The following is a 15662-nucleotide window of genomic DNA, read 5'->3' on the forward strand; positions in this document are numbered from 1 at the left end:
TCTTGGCCTACAGGCATGCGGATCGTGGGGGGAAAGTCATGCAGTTCCGGCTATTGGGGCCGATGGAGGTCGTCGCCGACGATCGACCGGTGGCGCTCGGAGGCACCAAACAACGGGCCACCCTGAGCTTTCTGCTGCTCCAGGCGAATCGCGTGGTGGCCACCAGCGAGCTGCTGAGAGCCCTGTGGTCGGTGGACGACGCGCCGGCCAGCGCGCGGAAGATCCTCCAGAACGCGATCTCCGGTCTGCGCGGGGTCCTTCCGCGCTCCGACGGCGGCGGCAGGGCCGCCACGGCCCTGCTGACCCAGGCCCCCGGCTACATGATGCGGGTGGACCCCGGACAGGTGGACCTGTACGTCTTCCACGAGCGGGTCGCCCAGGGCAGGGACAAGCTGGCGCGGAGCGACGCGGCGTCGGCGGCGCGGCTCCTGCAGGACGCGCTCGGCCTGTGGCGGGGGCCCGTCCTCGCGGACCTGGTGGAGACCGGGATCGACTGGCCGGAGCTGACGGCGGTCCAGAACATGCGTCTGGACGTGATGGAGGACTACTGCGAGGCGCAGCTCGCCTCCGGACACCACCACGCGGTCCTCTCCGAGCTGGAGACCATGGTCCAGAACGAGCCGCTCAGGGAGCGCTCGTGCGGTCAGCTGATGCTCGCCCTGTACCGGTGCGGGCGGCAGGCCGACGCGCTGAACATGTACAGCCGTATGCGGTCGGTGCTGATCGAGGACCTCGGTCTGGAACCCGGCCGTGGCCTCCAGCGGCTCCAGCAGGCGATCCTGACGCAGGATCCGGCGCTGTCCCTGGCCGGGGACACCGCCGCCACCAGCGACCTCCTCGGCGAGGGGGCCGGTACGGACGCGCCCCGGGAGACCGTCCAGTTGTCCACGCCGGCGTCGCCCCGTGCCGCGGCCGAGCCGGGGAGCCAGGGCCGTGCCGGGGAGGACGCGACCGCCGCCGAGCGCCGGCAGGTCACCGTGCTTTCGGTACGGACCCGGCTCGCGCCGGAGCTCGCGGGAGAGGGGGGTCAGCACCTCGACGACTTGCTGGACGGCGCCACCCTGGTCGTGCGGGAGCACATCGAGCGGCACGGCGGGACCGTGACGGCCTCCCTCGGGTCCACCTCCCTGGCCCTGTTCGGCCTCGGGGAGTCGGGCCACGGTGACGCCCATCGGGCGGTGCTCGCGGCCCTGGCCGTCCGGGACGTCCTCGACGTTCCCCCGGGCGACGGCCTCGAAGGCGCGCAGCTGACCGTGCACGCGGCGGTGAGCATGGGTGAGGTGCTGCTGCGGGGCCGCCCCCGGGACGGCGCGCCGCCGATCGTGGTCGGCGCGGTCCTGGACGAGTCGCAGGCGCTGCTCGCACACGTGCCGGCCGGTGAGGTCCGGGTCAGCGAACCGGTGTTCCGGGTGACGGAGCACGCCGTCGCGTACGCGTCCTCGGACGCGCCGTCCACCGGCCGGCAGGCGCTCGGCCCGCGTGAGCGGCCGGACGACGCGGACATCGCGGGAGGGTCCGAGCAGGCCCACGAACTGGAGGCGCTGTCAGGGCTGTTCGAGAGGACCAGGCAGCGTTCCGTGCCGCATCTCGTCACGGTGCTGTCGGAGCCCGGAGCGGACCGGAGCCGTTTTCTGCGGGCCCTGGCGCACCGGGTCACGGACGGGCCGGCGATGTTCCTGACCGGCCGTGCTCCCACCACCCCGCACGACGACCCCCTGACGGCGCAGGCGCAGATCATCGCGACGTACTGCGGCATCCTGCCCGGCGACAGCACGGAGGACGCCCAGCGCAAACTCGCCGACACGGTGCGTGCGCTCTTCCCGTCCCCCGAGGCGGCCGACCGGCTGCTGCCCCCGCTCATGCCGCTCGCCGCTCCCACCGCCGAGTCCTGCTACGGAGTGACCGGCGAGGCGGAGACGCTGGAGGCGTGGCGCGTCTTCTTCGCCGAGGCGGCACGACGGTATCCCGTCGTCCTCTGCGTCGACGACCTGCACCGCGCCGACGAGTTCGTCCTGGACGCCGTGGAGGACCTGGCCGAGTCGGTGGGCCCTGTGCCGCTGTTCGTCGTCGCGTCGGCGGGTCCCGAGCTGCTGCTGCGCCGCCCGGCCTGGGCCGGCGGCAAGAGCCGGATGACGACGGTCGTGCTGCACCGGCCGGAGCGGCTCACCACGGAGAAGCTGGTTGACCTTCTGCTGTCGACGGCCCGCAACGAGCGGACCGGTCCCCTCCGCCACGGCGAGTTCTCCACGGTCTGAGAATTCCTGGTTACCCCTTCATGACTGCGCGATGAGAGAAGCCGAGAAAGGCGTTGGTACGGTCGCAACCGTCCGCCATGAGGGCCCGTCAGGCCGATCAGGATGTCTATTTGCGGCAGTCGAGAATGGGGATTCCATGAGTACTGTGTCCACCGAACGCGATCTGGCGGAGCCGCATCTGCGTGAGACGCTCGGCACCGCCGGCTTGGACGTCGACTATGTGCGGGCGGAGGGGAACACCCTCTATCACCTCGACGAGAACGGCGCCGAAATTCCCGTCACCGATTTCGCGGGTGGCTACGGTTCCCTTCTCCTCGGGCACAACAATCCGGAGATCGTGGCGCGCGCGAAAGAAATACTGGACGCCCAGGCGCCGGTGCACGCGCAGTTCTCCAGGAATTCCCACGCGAGTTCGCTCGCGGCGCGGCTGAACGGCATCGTCCAGCGGGAGGTCGGGACCGACGAGCCCTATCTGGCGATCTTCGCCAACAGCGGCGCCGAGGCCATCGAGGCCGCCGTGAAACACGCCGAACTGGACCGCGTCCTGCGGGTGCAGGAGCTCGCCGAGGAGGTCGGCGAGCACCTCGGGGCGGCGCGTGCGGCCGTAGCCGCCGGCGAGGCGAAGATCGCGGACGACGCCTGGGCCCGGGTCGGCCTGACGGCGCCCGCGTCGGCCGGCGCCGGCGGGATCGAGGAGCTGCTCGCCGCGGTGTCGCGCCACAACGAGCAGCTGCTGACCCGCCCTCCGGTCTTCCTGACGCTTGAGGGCGGCTTCCACGGCAAGCTCATGGGCAGCGTCCAGCTCACGCACAACCCCGCCTACCGGACCCCGTTCGCCGCGCTCGGCGCGCAGGCGCGTTTCGTCCCGCTGGGGCGTCCGGGCGCCGTCAAGGAGGCGATCGACGCCGAGCGGGCGACCGTCCTCGACGTGGTGGTCGACGGCGGCGCGGTCACGGTCGTCGAGCGGGACTTCTCCTCGGTGTGCGCCTTCCTCCTGGAGCCGATCCAGGGCGAGGGCGGAATCGTGGAGGTGACGCGCGAACTGGCGGAGGAGATCCAGCGCGAGTGCGCGGCGATCGACTGTCCCGTCGTCGTGGACGAGATCCAGAGCGGCATGGGCCGCACGGGCTCGTTCCTCGCCGCCTCGTCGATCGGTCTGCGCGGCGACTACTACACGCTCGCCAAGAGCCTCGGCGGAGGCCTTGCGAAGATCTCCGTCATGCTCGTGCGGCAGGCCCGCTACCGCAAGGAGTTCGAGCTGGTGCACAGCTCGACCTTCGCCAAGGACGGCTTCTCCGGACTGGTCGCGCACCGCGTGCTCGACCTGCTCGAGGCCGACGGCGGTCGCCTGTACGGCGTCGCCGCCGAGCGCGGGGAGGCGCTCAAGGCGATGTTGGAGGCCGTCCGTACGGACTTCCCCGAGGTGGTCAAGGACGTGCGCGGGCGCGGTCTGATGCTCGGGATGGAGTTCCACGACCAGTCGGCGGCCGCGGCACCGGGCATCCAGGGGATCGCCCAGGCGGGCTTCCTCGGCTACGCGCTCTCCGGCCACCTGCTGCGCGGCCACCGGATCCGCACGTTCCCGACGGCGAGCGCCGTGAACACGCTGCGCTTCGAGCCGTCCGTGTACCTGAGCGACGAAGAGATCCAGCAGCTCGAAACGGGGCTGCGCAGCGTCGCGGCCATCCTCCGGGACCAGGACGAGCAGCGGTTCTTCCAGCCCTGACGAAGAGGCCCGACGGGCGGCAGGGCACGTACCGAGTCAACGAACGCGAGATCGACGAAAGCGGGTCGGCTGCGGCCCGATCGAAAGGAAGCTCTTCATGGCGGGAGACAACCGCTCACCGGTCACGGTCATAGGCCTGGGCCTGATGGGGACAGCACTCGCCGGTGCTCTTCTCTCGGCCGGTCACCCCACGACGGTGTGGAACCGTTCGCCCGAGAAGGCCGACGACCTCGTGGAGCGCGGAGCGCGGCGCGCCGCCTCGGTCGCGGAGGCGGTGGCGGCTTCGCCCCTCACGATCGTGTGTGTCTCGACGTACGAGGTGACGCACGAACTGCTCGATCCGCTGGGCGAGGCACTGGCCGGGCGGGTCGTCGTCAACCTGGTCTCCGGAACGCCGGGCGACGCCCGACGGTCCGCCGAGTGGGCCGCCAAGCTCGGTGTCCCGTATCTGGACGGCGCGATCATGGCCGTTCCCCAGCTCATCGGCACCCCGCAGGGTCTGCTGTTCTACGGCGGCCCGCAGGAGCTGTACGACGCCCACGCCTCCGTGCTGCAGGTCTTCGGCGGCCAGACCACCTACCTCGGTGAGGACTTCGGCGCACCGCTCGTGTACGACCTGGCGCTGCTCACCATGTTGTACGGCGCGGGATACGGCTGGGTCCACGCCCAGGCGCTGATCAATTCCGCCGGCATTCCCGCCTCGGCGTTCCAGCCCTTCGCCCAGGCGTGGACGCAGCACGTGATCCTGCCGGGCGTGGGGGACCTCGACCACGGGCGGGCCATCGACCAGCGGGACTACGCCACCGAGGTGTCCAACATCAACACGAACAGGCTGGCGCTCTCACATGTGATCGGCGCGAGCGAGGAAGCCGGAATTCCGGTCGACGCGCTGACCCCTCTGCGGGGCTACCTCGACGCGCTGGTCGCCGAGGGGCACGGACTCGACGGGTTCGCCCGCGTGTGGGAGAAGCTCCGGCCGGCCGCCGACTAGCCCGGCGCGCGACGGAGGTCAGTTCGTCCCTTCGCTTTCACCTTCACCCTCACCGACCATTGGAGCTTCTCTCATGGCTGCCACACCCAACCCGTACGGCCTGGTGCTCACCGCCGAGTCCGAGACGCAGAACGAGGTCTTCCTCAAGGCGTTCAACTCGGGTGACGGCGCGATCTTCGACTCCCTCTACCACGACGACTCGATCTCGAACCTCACCGGCGCGGCGCTGAGCGGCGAGGCGCGCACCGCCGCGATCAAGGAGCTGCTGTCCCTCGGGCCGCGGCTCGACTCCTCGGTCCGCTACGCCTACCGGGCCGGTGACACCGCGCTCGTCGTGGTCAACTTCAAGCTCGACTTCACCACGCCGGACGGGCAGGACGTCCATCTGGAGGGCAGCTGCACCGACGTCCTCCGCGAGGACGAGGACGGCGTCTGGTACATGGCGGTGGACCGCCCGGTCCTGAACGACGAGGACCAGCTGCCCTGGTAGGAGACCCCCATGGAAGAGGCCCCGCACCGCTCGGCGGTGTGGGGCCTCTTCCGTCGGGGCCTGATCAGGCACGCGCGTGGCGCAGCACCCGCAGCAGCATGCCAGGACGCATGAGCGACTCGGGGCCGCTCATGAGGGACACCACGCGGATGAAGGCCTCCGCGACCTTCGGGTCGCGTATCGCGGCCTTCTGGACGAGGGCCACATAGGCGTGGGCGACACGGATCTTGAGGGTGCGCTCGCCCTCGACGCCGGGGAAGGCGAGGTCGTTCAGGTTCATCGCCTCCCACGACGGGGCGACGGCGTCGCGGGCGAGGTCGCGGAAGAAGTCGCGGGCCCGGGGCAGCGACCCGCGCAGCAGGTGCCGGCGCAGGGTGAGCGCGCCCAGGGCGGCGACCGTCATGCCCTGCGCGTAGGTCGGGTTGAAGCTGCACACGCCGTCGCCCACCACCAGCAGGCCGACGGGGAAGCGCTCCATGTGTTCGTACCGCCGCCGCAGGCTGACCGGGAAGCGGTACGCGACGGGGTCGTCCAGCGGCTCCGCCGACTGCGCGAACTCGGCGACGACAGGGACGGCCAGGGACTTCAGGAAGGCGTCGAAGCCCGCCGGGTCGGTGGGCGGATGGTCACCGAGGATGCCGTACGCGGTCAGGACGAAGCGGTCGCCCTCGATCCGTGTGCATACCGCGCCGCGCGGCTGCTCGGCCGAGGCGACGACGACGAGCGTGCGGCCGTCATGGGTGGAGTCAGGACGCGTCCGGTAGTGGCGGGTCGCGTATCCCAGACCGATCCTGGCCCGCTCCTCGGGCACCTTCGGATAGCCGAACTCCTCCAGCCACACCGGGGTGCGCGAGCCGCGGCCGGTGGCGTCCACCACCAGGTCGGCCGGCAGCGCGCCGGGCTCCGTGGCGGTCTCCTCGCCATGGGGCTGCACCCGTACGCCGGCGATCCGGCCTCGATCCGGTGTGGTGTCGAGGCCGACGACGTCGTGGCGCTCCAGGAACGTCACGTTCGCCAGCGCCTCGACCCTGCCGCGGACGTACCACTCCAGGAAGGGGCGTCCGGCGGCCACGGTCGCCATCGTGCTGGGCGCCTTGCTCAGGCGCCGCCCGTTGAAGTGCCAGTGCGCGTCGTTCACGGTGTCCTGCAGCTGTGCTCCCAGGGCGACCGTCTCCTCGGTGAAGCCGGGGAAGAGCTCCTCGAGGATCTCACCGCCCCGGGGCTGCAGCCCGTGCACCTGGCGGCCCTGGGGCACCCCTTTGCGTGGCTCTCGTACCCCGATCAGCTCGTCCCGGTCCACCACGGTCACCCGGGCGAAGGAGTCGGCGAGGACGCGGGCCGTCAGGAGCCCCGACATCCCCGCGCCAAGGACCACCGCGTGGTCTCCGACCTGGTCGTTCATCGCTCGGTCCCCTCCCGCGGGTTCGCGTGCCCGCGTATCTCGTCCAGCAGGCGGGCCTGGTGCAGGATCGTGTCGCTTGGCGGTGCCTGGGTCCGTACGGCGGTGACGAAGGCGGCGACGGTGTTCGCGACCTGGTCGTCCGGGGCCAGGGCCACCTCCCGTACGCCGTCGCGGTTCTCCAGGCGGATCACGGGCCGGTGGTCGGCCGGTGGGGTGAAGGCGCGGTCGACGGTGATCCGGCCCGTGGACCCCCACAGTTCGTAGGTGTTGCGGTAGGCGTGGTCCAGACCGAAGGTCAGCTGGGCGCCGACCCCGCGGCCGTCGCGCAGCAGGGCCGCGCCCGCCGTGTCCACGGCGAAGCCGGCGCCGCGGGCGAGGTGGGCGCCCGCCACCTCCAGGTCGGGGCCGAGCAGATGGAGTGCGGCCCGCACCGGGTAGACGCCGGTGTCGGTCAGGGCGCCGCCGCCGAGCTCCGGGCGGTAGCGGATGTCGTCCGCGTCAAGGCGGGGCACGGTGAACGCGGCCTGGAAGGCGCGCAGTTCACCGATGGCGCCGTCGGCGAGGAGTCCGCGTACCGCCTCGTGCTGCGCGTGGTGGACGAACATGACGTTCTCCATCAGCGCGAGCCCCCGCTCGGCGGCGAGCCGGGTGAGCGTGCGCGACTCCGGCAGGGAGAGCGACAGCGGCTTCTCGGCCAGCACGTGCTTGCCGGCGAGCAGAGCGCGTTCCACCCAGGTCGCGTGCAGTGCGGCGGGCAGCGGGACGTAGACGGCCCGTACCTCGTCGTCGGCCAGGGCCGTCTCGTATCCGGTCATCGCCCGGCAGCCGAACCGCTCGGCGAGCTCCTTCGCCCGTTCGGCGCTGCGGCCGGCCACGGCGGTGATCTCGACGTCAGGTGAGGCGACGAAGGCGGGCAGCATGCGCCGCCGGGCGATGTCCGCGCAGCCGAGGACGGCGATGCGTACGGGATCGGGGCGGGCGGGACCGGGGCGAGCGGGATCGGGGCGGGGGTCTGCGGGCGGCGCGGCGGCAGTCACAGGCGCACGCACCCGGAGTTGAGCAGCGAAAGCAGGGTGCGCGCCTGCACGTTGACGTAGTGGCCGTGCCGGACCAGGGAGGTGAGCTGGCCGGGGGTGACCCAGTGGTAGCCGGGAGGCGGGTCGGTGGCCGCCGTCTCCTCGTCCGCGTCGACGAAGAGGTAGCGGCTCTCGGCGTTCAGGAAGCGGCCGCCCTCCTCCGAGTGCACCGCCTCGTAGCGGACGCGCGAGGGATCGGCGGCGAGCACCGCCTCCAGGTACGGCGGCCAGCCGGAGCCGGCCAGGTGCGCGTAGTTGTCCGGGGTGTACTGGACGGTCGGGCCGAGCTCCACGGTGTCGAGGAACCCGCCCTCCACGCGCGCGTGCGCGAGGACGTGCGGCACACCGTCCACGCGGCGGGTGAGGAACGCGGTGACGCCCAGGCCCACCGGTTCGAAGAGCGGCTGCGTCCAGCCGGTGACCTCGCGGTTGTCGGCCGCGACGGAGACGGCGACCACCTGGAAGTACCCGCCGCCTCCGTGCTCGATGGCCATGTCGCCGCGCTTCCACTCCGCCACGTCGCGCAGCGGTATGCGCTCGGCGGTCACCTGGTGGCGGGCGCGTTCGGCGGTGAACCACGACAGCAGTTCGGTGTCCGAGCGCAGCGCGCCCGGCTCGTCGTACGCCACCGGGGCGCAGGCGAGCACGGTCCGCGCGTCCATGTTCACCACGTTGTCCGCGTGCAGCAGTTCGCCGATCTGGCCCAGGGTGAGCCAGATGAAGTCCTCGTCGACGGGGATGTCCTCGTCCGTCTCGACGATCATGTTCCGGTTGGACTTCTGGTAGAACCACGAGCCGTGCTCCGACTGGAGCGCGTCGGCGAGGACCCTGCGCCGCCCCGAGGGGCGGATGAAGTGGTCGATGTACTTCACGTCCGCGCCCTGGTGGGCCTTGGTGTAGTTGGACCGCGTGGCCTGCACGGTGGGCGAGAGCTGGAGCAGGTTCCGGTTGCCCGGTTCCATCTTGGCCTGCATCAGGAAGTGCAGGACTCCGTCGAACTCCTTGGCCAGGATGCCGAGGATGCCGACCTCGGGCTGCTTGATGATCGGTTGCTGCCACTCGCGGAACGGACCCTCGTCGCGGGTGACGCGCAGCCCCTCGACCGTGAAGAACCGTCCGCTGCGGTGCACCAGGTTGCCGGTGTCCGGGGCGAACGACCAGCCGTCCAGGTCGGCGAAGGGGATGCGGTCCACCCGGAAGTCGTGCGCCCGGCCCCGGGCGGCGAGCCACTCGGCGAAGTCGGCGGTGCGCAGGAACGCCCCGGACTTCCGGACCTCGGCGGAGCGGGCCAGGCGGGTGGCGACCGAGTCGTCCTCGCGTGGCCGCAGCACGGTGGGAGCGCTCACGTGTTCGACCCCACGAATTCCTTGATGGAGGCGATGACGTACTGGAGCATCTCCTCGGTGAGCCCCGGGTAGACGCCGATCCAGAACGTCTGGTCGGTGATCAGGTCGCTGTTGGTGAGGTCCCCGACCACCCGGTGCGGCTGGTCGACGTAGGCGGGCTGGCGCGTCAGGTTGCCGGCGAAGAGCCGTCGCGTACCGATCTTGCGGCCTTCGAGGAAGTCCACGAGCGCGGCCCGGCTGAACGGGGCGTCCGGCTGGACGGTGATGACGAAGCCGAACCAGCTCGGGTCGCTGCGCGGGGTGGCCTCGGGCAGCAGCAGGTGCGGCACGTCCGCCAGGCCCTCGCGCAGCTGGCGCCAGTTGCGCCGGCGCGCCGCGCCGAAGTCGTCGAGCTTGGCCAGCTGGGTCAGGCCGAGCGCGGCCTGGAGGTCGGTGGCCTTCAGGTTGTATCCGACGTGGGAGAAGATGTACTTGTGGTCGTACCCCTTGGGGAGATTGCCCAGCTGGTACTCGAAGCGCTTGAGGCACGTGTTGTTCTTGCCCGGCTCGCACCAGCAGTCCCGGCCCCAGTCGCGCAGGGACTCCACCACGCGCGCCAGCTGGAGGTTGGAGGTGAGGACGCAGCCGCCCTCCCCCATCGTGATGTGGTGCGCGGGGTAGAAGCTGACCGTCGTCAGGTCGCCGAAGCTGCCGGTCAGCTTGCCGTCGTAGTACGTCCCGACCGCGTCGCAGTTGTCCTCGACGAAGAACAGGTCGTGGTCCTTGGCGAGTTGGGCGACCTCGGCGACCTCGAAGGGGTTGCCGAGGGCGTGGGCGATCATGATGGCCCGGGTCTTGGGCCCGATCGCCTGCGCCACCCGCTCCGCCGTGGTGTTGTACGTGCCGAGTTCTACGTCGATGAAGACGGGCACGAGGTTGTTCTGCACGATGGGGTTGACGGTGGTGGGGAAGCCCGCCGCGACCGTGATCACCTCGTCGCCCGGTTTCAGCCGCCGCTCGCCCATGACGTGCGAGGTCAGCGCGGTCAGGGCCAACAGGTTCGCCGACGAGCCGGAGTTGGTCAGGTGCGCCTTGCGCCGCCCCAGCTTGCGGGCGAAGGCCGACTCGAACTTGCGGGAGCTGGGCCCCGCGGCGATCCGCATCGTCAGGGCGGCCTCGACCAGCGCGGCCCGGTCCTCCTCGTCGAGGACGGCGCCCGAGGGCCAGATCTCGGTGACCCCGGGCACGAACTGCCCCGACGGCTGGACGTCGTGGTGATACTTCCGGGCGTATTCAAGGACCAGCGCCTTGTGATCGCTCATGTCCGACTTCCTCTTCCTCGAATGCGTCTGCGTCGTCAGCGGCTCTGGACGCTCTGAAGGCTCTGGAGCAGGTCGCGCAGCGACGTGTCCAGGTCCCAGGCCGGCTTCCAGCCGAGTAGGCGTTGTGCTTTGGCGATGTCGAACGCCTGCCAATCGGCATGGGACCGGGCCGCGGCGGTCGTGGCCGTCTCCTCGACGACCGGAACGGCCAGGCCGCTGAGCGCGACGAGGCGGTCGACGAGCCGACGGGCCCGCACCGCCTCGCCCCTGCCGATGTTGATCACGTGGCCGCGTATCGCCTCGCTCGGAGCGTCGGCGGCCGCCACCACGGCGTCGGCCACGTCCCGTACGTCGACGAAGTCCCGCTCCGCCCGCAGCGGTCCGAACCGCAGCTCGGCCAGGCGTCCGGCGGCGGCGTCGGCCAGCTGGTCGACCACCGTGCGCAGCAGGCTGCCGACCGGAGCCCCGGGCCCGGACACATTGGCGACCCGCAGCACCACGCCGTCGAGGCCCGAGGCGGCGCAGGCCGCGAGGACCGTCTCGGTGGCGCGCAGCTTGGTGCGTCCGTAGGGGGTGACCGGCGCCGGTGGCCGGTCCTCGGGGGCACTGGTCCCCGGGGTGCCGGGCCCGTACTCGTGCACGGAGCCGAGCTGGACGAGGCGGGGCGGTGCGGGCACGGCCAGGACGGCCGCGACGAGCCGCTCGACGAGCTCGGCGTTGCCGCGGACCATGTCCTCCTCGGTCGTCCGCCAGACCTGGCCCGCCGCGTTGACCACCAGGGTGGCCCGTTCGGCGGCGAGCAGCTCGGCGAACCGGCGCTGCCCGTCGTCGGCCGTCAGGTCGATGCCCGCGCCCTCGGTTCTGGAGACGGAGACGACCCGGCGCCCGGCGCCCCGGAGGGCGGCACCGATGTGCCGCCCCAGGAAGCCGGACCCGCCGAGGACGACGGCCGTCATGCCTCGGCCTGCTGGTGCTTGATCGACTTCCACCAGCCGGGGTTGTCCCGGTACCAGGAGACGGTGTCCCGCAGCCCCTCCTCGAAGGAGATCAGGGGCTCGTACCCCAGCTCCTCGCGGATCTTGGACTCGTCGATCGAGTAGCGCAGGTCGTGGCCCTTCCGGTCGGCGACCCACCGGATCATCGACTCGTCCGCGCCGCACAGTTCGAGAAGCCTGCCGGTGATCTGCAGGTTGGTCTGCTCGTTGCCGCCGCCGACGTTGTAGATCTCGCCCGCGCGCCCTCGGGTGAGGACGGTGTGGATGGCACGGCAGTGGTCGTCGACGTGCAGCCACTCGCGGATGTTGCGCCCGTCGCCGTACAGCGGAACGGACTCCCCCGCGAGCAGGTTGGTGATGAACAGCGGGATGAGCTTCTCCGGGTGCTGGTGCGGCCCGTAGTTGTTGGAGCACCGGGTGATCGACAGGTTGAGGCCGTGGGTGTGCACGTAGGAGCGGGCCACCAGGTCGGAGCCCGCCTTCGACGAGGCGTAGAGCGTGTTGGGCTCCAGCGGCCACGTCTCGGTCCACGAACCTTCGGCGATCGAGCCGTACACCTCGTCCGTGGACACGTGCACCACCCGCTCGACGCCGGTGCGCAGGCACGCCTCGAGCACGCTCTGCGTACCGCCGACGTTGGTACGGACGAAGTCGGCCGCCGCCTCGATGGAGCGGTCGACGTGCGACTCGGCGGCGAAGTGCACCACGGCGTCGTGGCCGGGCAGCACGTCGAGCAGGAGCGGCAGGTCGCAGATGTCGCCCCTGACGAAGTCGAGCCGCGGGTCCTCCATGGGCAGGTTGCTCAGGTGGCCGGCGTAGGTGAGCTTGTCCAGGACGGTGACGCGCGTGTCCTCGTAACCCGGGTATCCGCCCGCGAGCAGGGTGCGCACGTAGTGCGAGCCGATGAAACCGGCGCCGCCGGTGACCAGGATCCTCATGCCGCGACCTCTATTCGGGTGTGATCGCCCACCACGAGCCGGTGGTGGGAGTCCTCGTGCTCGCTGGGTCCGATGACCGCGGAGCGGCCGATCAGCGAGCCGTGCAGGCCGGGCACCTTGGAGATCGAGGCGTCGTCCATCACGATCGAGTCGGCCAGCCGGGTGGCGCGCAGCGTGCACCTGCGCCCGATGGCCGTGTACGGACCGACCTGGGAGTCCTCGACGAGGCTGCCGGCGCCGATGACGGCCGGGCCCTCGATGCGCGAGCGCACCACACGGGCGCCCACCTCGACGGTCACCTGGCCGATCAGCTCGCTGCTCCCGTCGACGTCACCGAAGACGCCCGGCGCCCGGTCGTCGAGCAGCTTGTGGTTGCACGCCAGGACGTCGTCGACGCGCCCGGTGTCCTTCCAGTAGCCGTCGTACTCGCTGGCCCGGACGTCGGCGCCCGAGCTGACCAGCCACTGGATGGCGTCCGTGATCTCCAGCTCCCCGCGGGCGCTGGGGGCGATGGAGTCCACCGCCTCGTGGATGGCGGGCGTGAAGAAGTAGACGCCGATCAGCGCCAGATCGCTCCGCGGCTCCTTGGGCTTCTCCACGAGCCGGCGCACCGCGCCGTTCTCGTCCAGCTCCGCGACGCCGAAGGCCGTCGGGTCGGGCACCTTGTGCACCACGACCTGGGCGGCGGGGCGGTGCGCCGCGAACTCGTCGGCGATGTCCTGGATCCCGTCGGGCAGCATGTTGTCCCCGAGGTACATCACGAAGTCGTCGTCCCCGAGGAAGGGACGGGCCAGGGCCACGCAGTGGGCGAGTCCGAGCGGCTTCTCCTGCGGGATGTAGGTGATGCGGCAGCCGAAGCGGAATCCGTCTCCGATGGCCTCCTCGATCTCGTCGCCCCAGTCGCCCACGATGACCCCGATCTCGGTCACTCCGAGCGCGGCGACGTTTTCCAGGACGTGTTCGAGGACGGGCTTGTTGGCGATGGGAATGAGCTGCTTCGGCATGGAATAGCTGAACGGGCGCAGGCGGGTACCAGCACCGCCTGACAGCACCAGGGCCTTCATGGGATTGTTCTCCTCGCAGCGTTGGGTTGCGTCTCCAAGGCCGTCTCCAGGGCCGTCTCCTGCCAGGTGGCGAGAGTTCCGGAGGACACGGCCTCGGCGACGCTCATGGCGTGCGCGTCCTTGTCGGAGATCAGCGGTGGCTCGGTGAATCCCCAGGGGAGTGCGAGGTCGGGATCGAAGGGGTTGATGTCGATCTGGGTACCCGGCACATGGACGCTGGACAGCACGTAGCAGATACAGGTGTCGTCGGTGAGCGAGAGAAACCCGTGCCCGACTCCCTCGGGCACGTACACGGAGCGCCCGGAGTCGGCGTCCAGCAGGTTGACGTCGTACTGTCCGAAGGTGGGGGAACCCACCCGGAGGTCGACGATCACGTCACGGAGCGCACCACGGACGCAGGTGACGTACTTCGCCTGCCCCGGTGGCACGGTGATGCTGTGGATCCCCCGCAGCGTATTGCGATGGGACATCGAGTAGTTGATCTGCCGGGGTACGAAGGGCCGCCCGATCACGCGCTCGAACTCGTCGGCGCGCATCGATTCGTAGAAGTTCCCCCGCTTGTCCGGCAGTTGTTCGGGAGTGATGAGGAAGGCCCCGGGCACCTTCGTGGCGGTGGCGCGCATCGTGGTCCAGGTGTCCGCTCAGGCCGCCGAGGCATCACGCCGACGGTGACGCATCGTCAGCTTCTCCAGTGTGGGGACGACTTCGTTGGGTCCGGGAATCGCCAGGTAGTCCTCGTGGAGCCGGCCCGCACCTGCGCGGAACTCCGGCTCCTCCAGGACGCGGATGAGCTGCTTGCGCATCGCGTCGACGTCGGTGCCCTCGGCGTCCAGGATCAGCCCCGCACCACGCTCGACGAGGTAGCGGGTGGTGGTGGCCGCCTCCATGCCCGAGTCGTTGAAGGGAATCAGCTGCGGCACCTGATGGGCGGCGGCCGCGGCGAAGGTTCCGCCTCCGCCGTGGTGGATGACGGCGGAACACGTCGGCAGCAACTGGTTGAGCGGCACGAAGTCGAAGGCCCGTACGTTCTCGGGAAGACGCTTGCCCGCGAGCTGGGACTGGTCGAGCGTGGCGATCACCTCGATGTCGAGGCCGCTCACCATCTCCAGGAGGGAGGGGATCAGCGGCTCGCCGTCCGAGAAGACGACACGGTTGGACACGCCGAGGGTGAGAGCGACCCGGGGGCGCGTGGGCTGCTCGTACAGCCAGTCGGGCAGGAGCGAGGCGCCCGTGAACGGGATCCTGCGGACGGGCACGCCGAGTGTGCCGGTCGGAAGGCGCATGGCCGGGGGCAGGAGGTCGACGCTCCAGTTCCCGAGCAGCATCTCGTCGTCGACGGTGTAGCCGTAGCGCTCGGCGAGGGGTTCGAGGAGGCTCGTGAGCGGGTCCTTCACCGTCGGCCGCCCGGCCGCGGTGAGCTCGGCGAGCCTGTTGCGTGTCCAGGTGAAGTAGTCGGGACCCCACAGGTACCGGGCGTGCGCCGCCCCGCAGGCGCGTGCCGCGATCGGCGAGGCCAGCATGGCGGGGTCCCAGAGCACGAGGTCGGGCTGCCAGGACCGGGCGAAGGTCACCAGGTCGTCCACCATCAGCCCGTACTCGGCCGGCGTGGCCGTGCGTCCCGGTCCGGGGCTGTAGTAGGTCAGGACGGAGAGGAGCTCGCGGTAGGACTCCCAGAGCTCGGTGTCCCGGGCATCACGCGCGAACTCCTCGGTGAGCCGGCCCAGCTCGAGCGCCTCGAGCCTGCGGGCGATGTCGTCCCGCTCCAGCCCGAAGTCGGCGTACACCTCCTCCTCGTGTCCGGAGCGGACGGCGGTCAGACCGCCGGCGACCGCCACGTCGAGGGCGTCACGATGTGCCGAGGCGACGCGGACCTCGTGCCCCGCGCTCTGCAGCGCCGAGGCCAGGGGCACGATGGGGTAGACGTGGGCCGCCCCGGGCAGTGCCGTGATGAGAATGCGCAAGGAAATCGTCTCCTAGAAGTGACCCGCGAGTCCGGGCGCCGTTCGCCCCTGCCGCATGGGACTCCTGGAACAGATGGACGAGAAGGGCGCCCCTGAAAGCGCCAAGAGGGTCGCCGA

At 70.8% G+C, this 15662-nt stretch carries 13 protein-coding genes; 4 read left to right on the forward strand and 9 right to left on the reverse strand.

Annotation, left to right across the window (positions count from 1 at the left end):
- The first annotated feature begins 38 nt into the window (after positions 1 to 38).
- From ACGFYP_RS30520 to ACGFYP_RS30535, 4 genes are all read left to right on the forward strand, one after another.
- Positions 39 to 2255, forward strand: coding sequence for a BTAD domain-containing putative transcriptional regulator (locus ACGFYP_RS30520; protein WP_393500372.1), 2217 nt, complete (start codon positions 39 to 41; stop codon positions 2253 to 2255).
- A 136-nt stretch (positions 2256 to 2391) separates the two neighbouring features.
- Positions 2392 to 3981: an aspartate aminotransferase family protein gene (locus ACGFYP_RS30525; protein WP_393500375.1), complete on the forward strand. Its 1590-nt coding sequence runs from the start codon at positions 2392 to 2394 to the stop codon at positions 3979 to 3981.
- Between the two features lie 97 nt (positions 3982 to 4078).
- Entirely contained in the window at positions 4079 to 4972 is an 894-nt protein-coding gene (locus ACGFYP_RS30530; RefSeq protein ID WP_393500378.1) for an NAD(P)-dependent oxidoreductase, read from the forward strand.
- Positions 4973 to 5045: 73 nt separating this feature from the next.
- On the forward strand, positions 5046 to 5462 hold the full coding sequence (locus tag ACGFYP_RS30535) for a DUF4440 domain-containing protein (protein ID WP_097910846.1): 417 nt from the start codon (positions 5046 to 5048) through the stop codon (positions 5460 to 5462).
- 64 nt (positions 5463 to 5526) lie between these two features.
- On the opposite strand, the gene ACGFYP_RS30540 is transcribed toward ACGFYP_RS30535, so the two are convergent.
- Genes ACGFYP_RS30540 through ACGFYP_RS30580 form a run of 9 tightly spaced genes read right to left on the reverse strand, consistent with a single transcriptional unit; the run spans position 5527 to position 15545 of the window.
- Positions 5527 to 6864: an FAD-dependent oxidoreductase gene (locus tag ACGFYP_RS30540; protein ID WP_393500382.1), complete on the reverse strand. Its 1338-nt coding sequence runs from the start codon at positions 6862 to 6864 to the stop codon at positions 5527 to 5529.
- The gene (locus ACGFYP_RS30545) at positions 6861 to 7901 is read right to left on the reverse strand and encodes a Gfo/Idh/MocA family protein (RefSeq protein ID WP_393500385.1); all 1041 of its coding nucleotides are present in this window, start codon (positions 7899 to 7901) and stop codon (positions 6861 to 6863) included. Before ACGFYP_RS30545 ends, ACGFYP_RS30540 begins: the two co-directional genes overlap by 4 nt.
- Positions 7898 to 9286, reverse strand: a complete 1389-nt coding sequence (locus ACGFYP_RS30550) for an NDP-hexose 2,3-dehydratase family protein (RefSeq protein ID WP_393500388.1) — start codon at positions 9284 to 9286, stop codon at positions 7898 to 7900. The genes ACGFYP_RS30545 and ACGFYP_RS30550 overlap by 4 nt, the downstream gene beginning before the upstream one ends.
- Positions 9283 to 10587 carry a lipopolysaccharide biosynthesis protein RfbH gene (rfbH, locus tag ACGFYP_RS30555; RefSeq protein ID WP_097910848.1) on the reverse strand — a complete coding sequence of 435 codons (1305 nt, stop codon included), beginning with the start codon at positions 10585 to 10587 and terminating at the stop codon, positions 9283 to 9285. The genes ACGFYP_RS30550 and rfbH overlap by 4 nt, the downstream gene beginning before the upstream one ends.
- Positions 10588 to 10622: 35 nt before the next feature.
- Positions 10623 to 11543, reverse strand: coding sequence for an NAD-dependent epimerase/dehydratase family protein (locus ACGFYP_RS30560; protein WP_393500393.1), 921 nt, complete (start codon positions 11541 to 11543; stop codon positions 10623 to 10625).
- A complete protein-coding gene (gene rfbB, locus ACGFYP_RS30565; RefSeq protein WP_393500396.1) occupies positions 11540 to 12520 on the reverse strand; it encodes a dTDP-glucose 4,6-dehydratase in 981 nt (326 codons plus the stop codon). The genes ACGFYP_RS30560 and rfbB overlap by 4 nt, the downstream gene beginning before the upstream one ends.
- Entirely contained in the window at positions 12517 to 13584 is a 1068-nt protein-coding gene (locus tag ACGFYP_RS30570; RefSeq protein WP_393500399.1) for a glucose-1-phosphate thymidylyltransferase, read from the reverse strand. The genes rfbB and ACGFYP_RS30570 overlap by 4 nt, the downstream gene beginning before the upstream one ends.
- On the reverse strand, positions 13581 to 14207 hold the full coding sequence (locus ACGFYP_RS30575) for a dTDP-4-dehydrorhamnose 3,5-epimerase family protein (protein WP_393500402.1): 627 nt from the start codon (positions 14205 to 14207) through the stop codon (positions 13581 to 13583). The genes ACGFYP_RS30570 and ACGFYP_RS30575 overlap by 4 nt, the downstream gene beginning before the upstream one ends.
- 18 nt (positions 14208 to 14225) lie before the next feature.
- The gene (locus ACGFYP_RS30580; protein WP_393500405.1) at positions 14226 to 15545 is read right to left on the reverse strand and encodes a nucleotide disphospho-sugar-binding domain-containing protein; all 1320 of its coding nucleotides are present in this window, start codon (positions 15543 to 15545) and stop codon (positions 14226 to 14228) included.
- Between the last annotated feature and the right edge of the window lie 117 nt (positions 15546 to 15662).

Origin of the sequence: Streptomyces sp. NPDC048370, assembly GCF_043200825.1 — a bacterium.
GTDB lineage: Bacteria > Actinomycetota > Actinomycetes > Streptomycetales > Streptomycetaceae > Streptomyces.